Raw genomic sequence first — 11,430 nt, 5'->3', positions numbered from 1 at the left:
GGGGAAGTCTTCAGGACACCTGGGGAAGTTGGAAACATACCCGGGAAGGATCCGAACATGGCTGGGGAAGTTGGAAACCTATGTTTAGACCTTACAAACATACCCTGGGAAGTTGGAAACACGGCTGGGGAAGTTCCAAACACATCCCAGGAAATCGGAAACATGGCTGGGGAACTTCTAAACATACCCGGGGACGTTCAAAACATGTGTTTCTAACTTCCCAGGGAATCCCTGAAAAGTCTCCAGGGATCCCCTGGGCTGATTCCGGCCTGCAAACGGCGTTTGTATTGGAACCGCCGAGAAACCGGGGCGGCGATGGCGTGGGGCGGGTGGGTGGTCGATGGCTGGGGCATGGGCCAGCCGCGGCGCAGTCGCTAGCCGCTTGGGCCTCCTACCCAGAGCAGAGTGGGTGGTATCTCTCTACGGCCTAGGCCCTAGGCCCTAACAGCTAGTCGCTTCCGGGCTCGACCGCAGTCGCTAGCCACGAGTCCCTAACCTCCACCCGTGTGGTTCGTGTGGCTCATCGTCGGGCTGGTCGTGGGGTATGGGTTTGCGCGGTGGCGGGAGTGGCCGAGCAGGCGGACGTTGGATCGGTTGCTGGGGAGTTTGAGGGCGGCGGGGGAGGATGCGGGGGTGTCGTTGGCGTCGGAGCGACGGCCGGCGGGGTTTGATTTTCTGGGGGGGCGTGGGCCGAGTCAGAGGGTGCGGGAGGTGGCGGAGACCGTTGTGAAGCGTGACCTGGCGGTCGGGAAGACGGTTCGGCAGTTGCAGCGGCAGAAGTCAGACCTCGACGCGCTCGTCGATGCGCTTCCGGACCCGATCCTGCTCGCGGATACGCGGCGGCGGTTGATCCTGGTGAACCAGCCGGCGGCGGACTTGCTGGGGTTGCCCAAGGCCAAGGCGCTGGGCGAGACGGTCGAGACGGTCGTCAGCGAGCCGGCCGTGCTGAAGCTGTTCGACAGGACGGCCGGGATCGAGCTGGACGAGGTCGGACGTGACGGTCGGCCGAGGTTACCGCTGCGGAAGGACGTGCGGCTCGGCACGAGTTCGAAGCCGCTGGCGTTTCAGGCGGTGGCGACGCGCAGCCGGGCGGGCGGCGTACTGGTGGTTCTGCGCGACATCTCGACGCTCGATCAGGCGCTGCGGATGAAGAGCGACTTCGTCGCCAACGCGGGGCACGAACTGCGGACGCCCGTCGCGGCGATCAAGGTGGCGCACGAGACGCTGCTTGACCTCGTGGAGAATCCGTCGGACCTGGCCACGCCCGACGTCGCGCGGTGCCTGGACATTCAGGGCGGGCACCTGCTGCGCATGGAAGAGTTGCTGCGCGACCTGCTGGACCTGTCGCGTTCGGAAGACTCGGAACAGCAGGCGGAGATCGAAGACATCGCGGTGTCCGACGTCGTCCGCGAGATTCGGCAGCTCGTCGGGCCGATGGCGGCCGAGCGCGACATCAAGCTGGCGTTGCCCGTCGTGCTCGAGGTTGACGCGCTCAGGTCGGACCGTCGGCTGTTGCAGCTGGCGTTGAAGAACCTGGTGGAAAACGCGGTCAAGTACACGTCGCCCGGCGGTCGGGTGTCGTTGGAGATCGCGTCGGTCGACGTCGCCGCCGCGGCCGGGGCGTTGCACAAGCGGCTGACGGGTCGGCCGATTCGCGAGGTCGACTTCGTGGTGTCCGACACGGGCGTCGGCATCGAGCCCGAGCAGCTCGACCGCATCTTCGAGCGGTTCTACCAGGTCGATGCGGCGCGGACCGGGACGAACGCGCGGTCGGGTGCACGTGGGACGGGGCTGGGCCTGAGCATCGTGAAGCACGCAGCCGGTGCGATCGGCGGGAGCATCAGCGTCAAGAGCACGCCGGGCGTTGGCAGCACGTTCACGCTTCGGGTGCCGGACGTCCCGGCCGAGGTGAAGACGTCGTGACGCGTGACGAGTGGCTGGCGGCGGACGATGCGAAGCTGCTCGCGGCTTGTCGCGTCGAGAAGCGAGCGGCCGGCGGGCCGGGCGGGCAGAAGCGGAACAAGACGGCGGCGGAAGTTCGACTGTTGCATCAGCCGACGGGCATCACGGCGCAGGCGGGCGACGATCGGTCGCCGAAGGTCAACCTCGGTCATGCGGTCCGACAGCTTCGGCTGAAGATCGCGGTGAGCGAGCGGGTGGCCGTCGACCTTGGCGAGCTGGAGCGGCCGTGGTTTTGGAGCGAGTACGTCCGGAACGGGCGTGTTCAGATGAACGCGAAGAACCCGTTGTTCCCCGCGGCCGTGGCGTCGGTGCTGGACATGTTGGATGCGACGGGTGGCGATCCGTCGGTGGCGGCGACGAACATCGGCGTGTCGCTGCGGTCGCTGCTCCGGCTGTTGCGCGGCGACGCGATCGCCTGGCGTGCGGCGGACGATGTGCGACGCAAGTGGTCGCTGCCGTTGCTGACGCCGCCGTAAGTCGACATGGGCGCCGCTCGCGTATCGAACTCTCCGTCATCCCGAGTGGAGCGTCAGCGGAGCCGAGGGACCTCGTCTCTTTCAGCCGTGATCGGGCGAGGTCCCTCGACTCGCTCCGCTCGCTCGGGATGACGGACTGGCTGATGTGGATCGAGGTCCAGATGGTGGGCCGGGACCCACCCTACGAGGTGGCGGTCGACATGGGGGTTGCGAGGACGTCAGTCTCGCCTTCGCTTCGGGCGATCGTGACGGCGGCGACGGAGTCGCTGAAGATGTTGACGGCCGTTCGCATCATGTCGAGCGGGCGGTCGAAGACGAAGAGCAGGGCCATGCCGGCCAGCAGGTTCACGCCTTCGTACTGCGGCAGGCCGGTGATCTGCGACTGCACGCTGCCGAGGATGACGGCGATCGCGACGAGGCTCGCCGACGGCACGCCCGCCACGCCGACGCTGGTCAGCAGGGCGACGACGACGATCAGGAACTGCTGCGCGATCGACAGGTCCACGCCGAACGCCTGACAGATGAAGATGGCCGCGACGCACTCGTAGAGCGCCGTGCCGTCCATGTTGACGGTCGCGCCCAGCGGCAGGGTGAAGCTGGCGACGCGATTGCTGACGCCAGCGCGGTCCTCGACGCACTCCATCGTCAGCGGCAGCGTCGACGAACTGCTGGAAGTGCTGAACGCGGTCAGCAACGCCGGGGACATCGCGGCGTAGTGGCGGAGCGGGTTGACGCGGGCGACGAAGCTCAGGATGAGCGGCATCGTCACGAGGAAGTGAAGCAGGAGCGCCCCCGCTGCGACGCCGGCGAATTTGCCGATGCCGGCGATGAAGTACATGAAGTCGTCGTTCGGATAGAGCTTGGCGAACTGAATCGCCATCGTCGCGGCGATGAGGCCGAAGACGCCGATCGGGGCGAACCGGAGCACCAGGTGCGTCACCATCAGCGACAGCTCGTAGACAGCCTGGACGAACTTCATGAAGACGTCGCCCAGCGGCCCGGGCAGGCGCGTCGTCATGTAGCCGACGATCATCGAGACGACGATGAGCCCGAGCAGTTGGCCGTCGGCCGCGGCCGCGATCAGGTTCGGCGGGACCATCTGACGAAAGACGTTCAGAAAGTCGCTGCCGGTCTTGCCTTCGGTCTTGCCCGAAACGGCTTCTGCCTCGCTGGCGAAGGTCTTTGAGACATCGGCCTCGCCGACGAGGATGCCGCGATCGTCGGCCGTGCCGGGCGTGAAGGTGTTGACCAGGACCAGCCCGATGAGGATGGCGATGAGGCTGGTGAAGAGGTAGTAGCCGAGCGTCTTGGTGCCGAGTCTGCCGAAGTCGTCCCCACCGCCGAGGTTCGCGACGGCGAGCAGGATGCTGCTCGTCACAAGCGGGACGATGATGAGCTTCAGGCCGTTGAGGAAGAGGTCGCCGACGAGGTCGAAGACGGTGTACGCCCAGAAGGTGCCGAGGCTCGTGCCGAGGCTGACATCGCCGCCCGACTCGAGCAGCATGGCCGCCTCGCGCGCGTCGCCGAGGTCGCGAGCAGCCTGCAGTGCGAAGACCCCGACGAGCAGCCCTGCGATCGCGCCGATCACGAGGCCGACGAGGATCTGCCAATGCATGGGCCATCGCCACGGCTGAGACCAGGACGCCGGCGGCTGGTTCGTCGCACTCATCGCAGCGACCATATCGGCAACGAGATGCAACGGCACGAAAGACGGCGTCAGGCGTTTCGTCGGCGAGCCGTTACTCTGACGCCATGTCGTCGCCGGGGTCCAAGTCTGCAGGGTCCGACGGGCCGATTCGAGGCGCAACGCTGCCGTATGCCACAGACGTGGTCAGCCCGCAGGACGAGCAACGTCTCGCCCACGCGATGCTCGGCCTGCGGATCGCGGTGGTGCTGTGGGCTTTAGGGGTTTTGTGGAGCGGGTACGAGTACTTCGACTTGGGACTTTGGACTACTGCGATCGCCCAGCACGTGTCAGCCGAGGTCTTGGCAATAGCCGCGTTTGAAATCGCGACTGTCGCTGCGCTGCCGCTCGCACCGCTACTCGCAGTCACTGTGATCTTGCCGAGAGATCGCGTCCCAACGTGGGGTCTCGTCGGGATCTATGGCTTGTGTGTCGTCGTCTTGGCTGTTCGGACAATTGGTTGGACGACCTTCTGCTGGTTACTAGGTGACAACTCTCTTGGCTACTTCGATCAGATGGGGACGGCACTTTGGGGTGCGTCATCTGGTTTGGAGTGGATGGTCATCCCGATCGCGTACTTGGTCGCCGTCTCGAGCGGTAGAATTCTACATCAGACCGCATCTGTTCATGGCAGATTGACCACACTTCCATTGTTTGCAGCGATGGCGGTCGCTTTCCTGAGCTGGCTTCACTTGCCAGTCATCACCGTCTCATGGATTAGGTTCGGCGTAGGACTCGCGCACCATTGGGCGCTCGGAGTCGCTATTGCGATGTCGTGTGTCACGTTTTCCCTTTGCATTTTGTTTATTGTCTGGTGGAACGGTCCAATCAAGTGGCTCGCTCGAACCCAAGTCGCCGCCATCACGGCTCTAGGCGTGACGGTGGTCTCAAACGTCGTGACCATCCTGCTCGTTAGCTCGTTTCGAGATTGGGGCGAGCTAGGGAGACACGCGATCCAGGCGATGCAGCTCGTCCTCGTTCTTGGTTCTGCCGCTTTGCCGATGCTGATGGTCTGGGTGCTGGGTTGGCGGCGTCGTGCCTAGCCCGCTTACCGCGCAAACAGCACCGGATTCAGCGGCCCTGTCGGGATCGTGCCGACGTCGGCGCTGCTGAGCCAGTGGTTGCGGTCGTTCTCCTGGTTCTGGTTCTTCGGCTTGGCCACCGTGGCGTCCTTGTCGACGTAGATCACCGTGTGCACCTTGCGCGGCGCGTCGGAGGTGTTCGGGCCGGCGCGGTGGAGGGTCCAGCCGTAGTGGAAGCTGATCTCGCCCGCTTCGTAGGGCTCGAAGCTGCTGACGACGCCGTTGGCCTTGACGGCGTCGCGGATCTTCTGCTCGCTCTCGTCGCTGATCGCCAGCTCGCGGCCGATGTTCTTGACGTGGCTGCCCCGGCCGAACTCGAGGGGGCCCATCTCGATCGGCGTGGCCTGCAGCGGAATCCAGGCGGTGATCGTGTTCGGGCTGTCGATCGGCCAGTATTGCTGGTCGACGTGCCACGGCGTGAATCCGCCGCCGGCCTCCTTGTAAAGCGCCTGGTCGTGGTACATCCGAACGCCGTCGACGCCCATCAGGTCGCTGGCGAGCTTGGCCAGCCGACGACTGCAGCTGAACGCCTTGGCCTCGGCATCGTGCTGCCAGAGGTTGCCGACCTGGATGAACGCCTTGCCGTAGGTGCCGCGCTCCTCCAGCGGAACGTCGGCCTGCTTGGCACCGATCTCCATGGTCAGCCGCGTGATCACTTCGCCGAAGTGAGCGAGCGTTTCGCGGTCGAAGACGTTTTTGAGCTTGATGAAGCCGTCCTCGCGGAACTGGCGGATCTGGTCATCGGTCAGGTCGTACGGGGCGTCAAGAGCGGACAAGTCGTGGGCGGTGATGGTCGTGGTCATGGGTTGTCTCCTCGTGCGGTCGAGGAAAATGTCACGTGCAAGCTGCTTGTGCCACGACGGTCTTGATCTGGATGGTACGATTTTGACTCGCCGTGCTACCGACGCTCGAAACCAGCATCGTCGACGCGAAGCGGCCGATCGCCGCGTTTGTGCGGACCGACAGGCACTGGCGGTTCGACTGGCACCACCACGCACAGGTCGAGATCGTTCAGATTCGGGCCGGGACCGGGACGCGGCTGGTCGGCGATGACACGGGCACGTTCGCGCCCGGCCAGACGGTCATCCTCGGGCAATGGTTGCCGCATGCGTGGGCGTCACCGGCGGGCGAGTCGGCCGAGCGAGAGGCGATCGTCGTTCAGTTGACCCACGACGCGATCGATCAGCTGAGCCAGCTTGCGGGTGGCGGCCTCGACGGGTTGGTGAAGTCGGCACGTCGCGGCGTCCTGTTCGAGCGGACGAGTGCCGTGATCGACGCCGCTCTTGACGAGATCGTTGCGGCCGAGACGACGCTTACTCGGCTTGCCCCGATGGCTCGGCTGCTCGCGACACTGCAGGAAAGGCTTGCTTCAGGAACGCCGCGGGCCAGCGATCGATTCGCAACGTCTGCTCGTCCGCCGTCGCCGGATCCGCGCATCCGGCGGATCGTCGCTCGGCTTGAGGCCGCGGGACCAGACGCCTTCGACGGCCAGAGTGCGGCGGCGACCTGCGGCCTGTCGCACGAGGCGTTTTGCCGAGCGTTCAAGCGCGCGACGGGCACCACGTTCGTCGCGTGGCAGCAGCAGATGCGCGTCCGATCGGCGATGCGACTGCTCCGGGAGACCGACAAGGCCGTGACTGCCGTTGCGAGCGCGTCGGGCTTCGACAATCTGAGCCACTTCAATCGGCTGTTCAAGCGGTACACGGGTCGGACGCCGCGGCAGTATCGAGGAGAACCGTCGTCGGCGTGACGACTCCTCGGGCCGCTACAGTCTCGGCCCATGGCGGACGGTGACGTTGCTCCTCAGCCCTACGCGGTCCTGGCCCGCAAGTACCGCAGCCGGACCTTCGGCGAGGTCGTTGGGCAGGAGCAGGTCGCCCAGACGCTGGCCAAGGCGATCGAGATCGGCCGTATTCACCACGCGTACCTCTTCTGCGGCACGCGCGGCGTCGGCAAGACGTCGATGGCCCGAATCTTCGCCCTCGCGCTGAACGCCCCGGAAACCGACGGGCCGACGACCGAGGCCGACCCGACCAGCGAGACGGCCGAGGCGATCTTCCGCGGCGACGACGTCGACGTCATCGAGATCGACGCGGCCAGCAACACCGGCGTCGACAACGTCCGCGAGCTGATCGAAAACGCCCGCTTCCGCCCCATGCGGAGCCGGTTCAAGGTCTACATCATCGACGAGGCGCACATGCTCTCCAAGGCCGCGTTCAACGCGCTCTTGAAGATCCTCGAAGAACCGCCAGGCCACGTGAAGTTCGTGCTGGCGACGACGGAGCCGGAGAAGATCCTGCCGACGATCCTGAGTCGTGTGCAGCGTTTCGACTTCAAGGACCTGCCTGCGACCGACGTCGTCGGGCACTTGGAGCACGTCGTCGCCAAGGAGGGCAAGACGGCCGATGACGAGGCGTTGCGGCTGGTTGCGCGCAACGGGCAGGGCAGCATGCGCGACAGCCTCTCGCTGCTCGATCGACTGCTGTCCGGCCTCGATGGCGACGAGACGCTCACGGTCGACACGGTCACGCGACTCCTCGGCCTGCCGGCGAGAGATCGTGTTGCGACGATCATGGACGCGATCGCTGACGGAAATGTCGAGCCCGCTTTGTCCGAGACGGCGGCAATGCTGACCGACGGCCTTGGCACCGACGCGTTTCTGCACGCGCTTGTCGAGCACGCACACGCGCTGCTCATCCGGAAGACACTCGGCAAGGAGGCACCGGCAGGCGATCTGCCCGGGCTCGACGCGTCAGTGCTCGATCGGCAGGCGGAGGCGTTCGACGTCGCGGGGCTCGCTCAGGCGGTGGCGATTCTGGAGGAGCTTCGCCGGCAGATCCGCACGGCCGGGGCAACCGGGCGGGCACTGCTCGACGCGACACTCGTCCGCCTTTGCCTCGGCCGGCAGTTCACGTCGGTCGAGCAACTCCTCGGCGCTGCGCCGGCGTCGCCTGCGGAAAAAAAAACGGCTGACTTAACAGGTTCCGAGCCAGAGGCGTCGTCGGAGCGTGCAGAAACACCGGTTCAGACGAAAGCCGCTATCAACCCTGAGGCCGTCTGGGCGTCGGTGCGGCAGCGACTGGAGCGAGACCAGCCCAACGTCGCGGGTCTGCTCGACGGCACGCGGCTGGTCGGTCTCGATGCGTCGGCCGTCACACTCCTCGCCGCCGGTGGCCCGCGCCAGGTATCGATGCTTCGCCGCGAGTCGACGACCTCCGCCTTGGCCGCCGCGATTGCCGAGCAGCTGAACCTCGACGCACCGCCGACGATTGAGATCGACGTCGATCCGGACGCCCCGACCGAGAACCCGACGACGGCCTCCAACACGCTCGACTACGAAGCCGATCCGATCGTCCAGGCGGCGATGCGTGAGTTGGGAGCGCGCGTGGTGAAGGTGGAGTAGCACGACGGGCAGCAAGGCAAAATCGGGTTTGTTGCATTCGTCATCCCGAGCGCAGCCGAGGGACCGCGCATTGCATCGGCGAAGACAACTAAGCGAGGTCCTTCGACTCGCTGCGCTCGCTCAGGATGATGGAGGTGGCGAGTAACGCGTCTCTCGCTCAGGTCGTGTAGTCCGCGTTGATGGTGATGTACTCGCGGGACAAGTCGCACGTGTAGACGTGGGCGGAGGCTTGGCCCACGCCAGCATCGAAGACCAGCTCGACTTCCTTCGCCGCGAGCGCTTTCGACGCCGCAGCCGCATCGAAGTCGAGTGGGATGCCACCGGAGTAAACGTCGAAGCCGCAGATCGAGAGCGTGCACTTGTCCGGATCAAGGGTCAAGCCATCGCGGGCAGCGACCTTCCCGGCGATCGAGACGATCCGGCCCCAGTTCGGGTCGTTGCCGTGCAGAGCGGTTTTCACGAGTGGACTCTCCGCGATGCCCATCGCCATCGCCGCCGCGTCCGCTTCGGCTGCGGCTCCGGTGACACGAATGGTCACGACCTTTGTCGCGCCCTCGCCGTCTTTGGCGATCTGATATGCGAGTTGATCGCAGAGGCCGGTGAGCGATTCGGCGAAGGCGTCGACAGTGTCATATGTAATGCGAACGTCGCTTTGGCCGCTGGCCATGACGAGGAGCGTGTCGTTGGTGCTGGCGTGGCCGTCGACGGTAGTGCGGTTGAACGTCCGCTGAGCCGCCTGATCGACGCAGCGGCGGAGGAGGTCGAGCTCGATTGCCACGTCCGTCGTCACGTACGCGAGCATCGTCGCCTGTTTTTCCCCACCCGCACCGTCGACGCCGAGCATCGGCCCGATCATGCCGCTGCCCTTGCAGCAGCCGGCGATCGTGGCGGACTCGAACGTCGTCGCGGCCGACTTCGTGACGAGGTCGGTCGTCAGGATCGCCCGGCCGAAGTCGGCAGCGTGGTCGGCAGACGTGCCGAGCTGGTCGTGCGCTGTCCGGACGCCGTAGAGCAGTGTCGGCATGTCGAGCCGATGGCCGATGATGCCGGTCGAGCTTGGCAGGACGTCGGTCGCGTCGCAGCCGACGAGTTCCGCGACGAGGTCGCACGTCTGCCGGGCGTCCGCCTCGCCGTCGGCACCGGTGCAGGCGTTGGCGTTGCCGCTGTTGACGACGACCGCCCGGAGCTTCCCATCCGCAAGGTGCTCCCGGCCGACGGTGATCGTCGGCGAGACGATGCGATTCCGACTGAACGCGGCCACCGCTCTGGCGGGCTGCTGACCCGTGCAGACGAGCAGCCCGAGATCGTGCTTGCCACTCGGCTTTAGTCCAGCCGCATTGCCCGCCGCAGCGAACCCGGCGGGGGACAGGAGGTGCAGTTCGTCGGGCATGCGGAAAGCTAGGTTGGGCGGATGGCGACGATGGTGCAGTTGCTCGCAATGCCCCTCCGTCATCCCGAGGGTTGCCGAGGGACCTCGTTTGGTTCTGATGAGGGTGAGCAGGCGTGGTCCTTCGACTCGCTCCGCTCGCTCAGGATGACGCCGGAGGTTGTCTCGAAATCATCAGGAAAGACCGCTCTCGATCGCCTTTCGGCCGCACTCCGGGCAGTCGGCGTTGGGGCGATCGGTCAGGTCATAGCCGCAGAGAGTGCAGGCGCGACGGTCGCCGATCTTCTCCATGATCCTCCTCACGCGCCTTTCGCTGACGATGGTCGCAGCTATGCAAACCCACGACGCGAAAATCATTGTGAGAGTGGCCAGGGTCGAAACTGACTCGTCAAGTCCCAAAAGAAACTTGAGGAGCACCGTCCCGGATGCAATCAGCATGACCACACATGAAACGATCAGTGTGGCCTCCAACGCGCTAGAGCGGCTGCGATAGAGAGCTACCGCAGCCGCTGCCGCACGAAAACGATCGAAGTGGCGGTCCCATGATCGCTTTCGTCCAACTTTGAGACACGCCTGCATAAGGTGCTTTCTCCTTAGCATCGCCCGCTAATAGCTACGCAGCAGCCCGATCACCACGCCCTGAACGCGCACTGCATCGGCCGGAACGATCTTCGGCTCCATCGTGTGGTTCGCCGGCTGGAGTCGGACGTCTTTGCCTTCTTTGTAAAACCGCTTGAGGGTCGCCTCACCAGTGTCGAGAAGGGCGACGACCTGTTCGCCGTTGCGGCAGCTGTCGCGGCGTTCGACGACGACATAGTCGCCGTCGCAGAGATGGTCTTCGATCATGCTCTCGCCGCGCACCTTGAGGACGAAGACGCCGTTCGGCCGGCTGTAGAGCTGCTCGAGATCGAGTTCCTCGCGGTTTTCCACGGCCTCGATCGGCGAACCCGCGGCGATGGAGCCTACCAGCGGCAGCTTGCTGGCCCGCTCTTCGTCGGGCAGCGGCGCGTCGGCGGAGATGGTCAGCGAGCGGGCCTTGTGTTTATCGCGGGTGAGCAGGCCCTTCTTCTCGAGAGCGCCGACGTGCTCGAAGATGGTGACCTTGCTCGTGCCGAGCTGGTCGGCCAGCTCCTGCATGGTCGGGGCGACGCCGTTGAGATAGCGGTAGTCGCGGATGGCGACCATGACGTCGAGCTGGCGTGGCGTGATGTTCATTGTGTGCGCTCCATGCGTTCGGACCGTGTTTAGGCGGACACTACCCGAACACCTTGACCGACGTCAAGCGGATGCCGCGTGTAAATGAACGCGGCGTCCGCTTGACGTCGGCCAAGGTGTTCGGGTAGTGTCCGCCTAAACACGGTCCAAACGCACGGAGCGCACACAATGAACATCACGCCACGCCAACTCGACGTCATGGTCGCCATCCGCGACTACCG

Annotated in this window: 11 protein-coding genes; 6 read left to right on the top strand and 5 right to left on the bottom strand. The window is 65.2% G+C overall.

All coding sequences use genetic code 11. The features are described 5' to 3' along the window. From AAGI46_11925 to AAGI46_11915, 3 genes are all read left to right on the top strand, one after another. Window positions 1–216 (top strand): hypothetical protein (locus AAGI46_11925; GenBank protein ID MEM1012914.1); only part of this gene is annotated, 216 nt, incomplete at its 5' end. 495 nt (window positions 217–711) lie between these two features. Further along, window positions 712–1,923, top strand: coding sequence for an ATP-binding protein (locus AAGI46_11920; GenBank protein MEM1012913.1), 1,212 nt, complete (start codon window positions 712–714; stop codon window positions 1,921–1,923). After that, a complete protein-coding gene (locus AAGI46_11915; GenBank protein ID MEM1012912.1) occupies window positions 1,920–2,438 on the top strand; it encodes a peptide chain release factor-like protein in 519 nt (172 codons plus the stop codon). The genes AAGI46_11920 and AAGI46_11915 overlap by 4 nt, the downstream gene beginning before the upstream one ends. 181 nt (window positions 2,439–2,619) lie before the next feature. On the opposite strand, the gene AAGI46_11910 is transcribed toward AAGI46_11915, so the two are convergent. Then, window positions 2,620–4,053 (bottom strand): dicarboxylate/amino acid:cation symporter, encoded by a 1,434-nt coding sequence (locus tag AAGI46_11910; protein ID MEM1012911.1) that lies wholly within the window; start codon window positions 4,051–4,053, stop codon window positions 2,620–2,622. A gap of 212 nt (window positions 4,054–4,265) precedes the next feature. Between AAGI46_11910 and AAGI46_11905 the strand changes: the two genes are divergently transcribed. Then, window positions 4,266–5,165 carry a hypothetical protein gene (locus AAGI46_11905; protein MEM1012910.1) on the top strand — a complete coding sequence of 300 codons (900 nt, stop codon included), beginning with the start codon at window positions 4,266–4,268 and terminating at the stop codon, window positions 5,163–5,165. 5 nt (window positions 5,166–5,170) lie between these two features. Here the strand turns inward: AAGI46_11905 and AAGI46_11900 are convergent, their stop codons facing one another. Beyond that, complete coding sequence (locus AAGI46_11900) at window positions 5,171–6,007, bottom strand: phytanoyl-CoA dioxygenase family protein (protein ID MEM1012909.1); 837 nt, start codon at window positions 6,005–6,007, stop codon at window positions 5,171–5,173. Between the two features lie 92 nt (window positions 6,008–6,099). On the opposite strand from AAGI46_11900, the gene AAGI46_11895 reads away from it, so the two are divergent. Together AAGI46_11895 and dnaX are read left to right on the top strand one after the other, a co-directional pair. Further along, window positions 6,100–6,954: an AraC family transcriptional regulator gene (locus AAGI46_11895; protein MEM1012908.1), complete on the top strand. Its 855-nt coding sequence runs from the start codon at window positions 6,100–6,102 to the stop codon at window positions 6,952–6,954. Between the two features lie 30 nt (window positions 6,955–6,984). Continuing rightward, window positions 6,985–8,607 (top strand): DNA polymerase III subunit gamma/tau, encoded by a 1,623-nt coding sequence (dnaX, locus tag AAGI46_11890; protein ID MEM1012907.1) that lies wholly within the window; start codon window positions 6,985–6,987, stop codon window positions 8,605–8,607. A gap of 157 nt (window positions 8,608–8,764) precedes the next feature. Here the strand turns inward: dnaX and argJ are convergent, their stop codons facing one another. The 3 genes from argJ to lexA form a co-directional block, all read right to left on the bottom strand. Further along, window positions 8,765–9,997: a bifunctional glutamate N-acetyltransferase/amino-acid acetyltransferase ArgJ gene (gene argJ, locus AAGI46_11885; protein ID MEM1012906.1), complete on the bottom strand. Its 1,233-nt coding sequence runs from the start codon at window positions 9,995–9,997 to the stop codon at window positions 8,765–8,767. A gap of 171 nt (window positions 9,998–10,168) precedes the next feature. Then, window positions 10,169–10,432: a hypothetical protein gene (locus tag AAGI46_11880; protein MEM1012905.1), complete on the bottom strand. Its 264-nt coding sequence runs from the start codon at window positions 10,430–10,432 to the stop codon at window positions 10,169–10,171. 168 nt (window positions 10,433–10,600) lie between these two features. Beyond that, a complete protein-coding gene (gene lexA, locus AAGI46_11875) occupies window positions 10,601–11,209 on the bottom strand; it encodes a transcriptional repressor LexA (GenBank protein ID MEM1012904.1) in 609 nt (202 codons plus the stop codon). Between the last annotated feature and the right edge of the window lie 221 nt (window positions 11,210–11,430).

This window comes from Planctomycetota bacterium (assembly GCA_038746835.1).
Taxonomy (GTDB): Bacteria; Planctomycetota; Phycisphaerae; order Tepidisphaerales; family Tepidisphaeraceae; genus JBCDKH01.
The sequence above is the reverse complement of the archived record's forward strand: the minus strand, read 5'-3'. Positions and strand labels throughout refer to the sequence as shown.

Coding starts and splice junctions, on each gene's coding strand:
- AAGI46_11900 (MEM1012909.1), bottom strand. CDS start 6,007: ATGACCACGACCATCACCGCCCACGACTTGTCCGCTCTTGACGCCCCG.
- lexA (MEM1012904.1), bottom strand. CDS start 11,209: ATGAACATCACGCCACGCCAGCTCGACGTCATGGTCGCCATCCGCGAC.
- AAGI46_11880 (MEM1012905.1), bottom strand. CDS start 10,432: ATGCTGATTGCATCCGGGACGGTGCTCCTCAAGTTTCTTTTGGGACTT.
- dnaX (MEM1012907.1), top strand. CDS start 6,985: ATGGCGGACGGTGACGTTGCTCCTCAGCCCTACGCGGTCCTGGCCCGC.
- AAGI46_11910 (MEM1012911.1), bottom strand. CDS start 4,053: ATGCATTGGCAGATCCTCGTCGGCCTCGTGATCGGCGCGATCGCAGGG.
- argJ (MEM1012906.1), bottom strand. CDS start 9,997: ATGCCCGACGAACTGCACCTCCTGTCCCCCGCCGGGTTCGCTGCGGCG.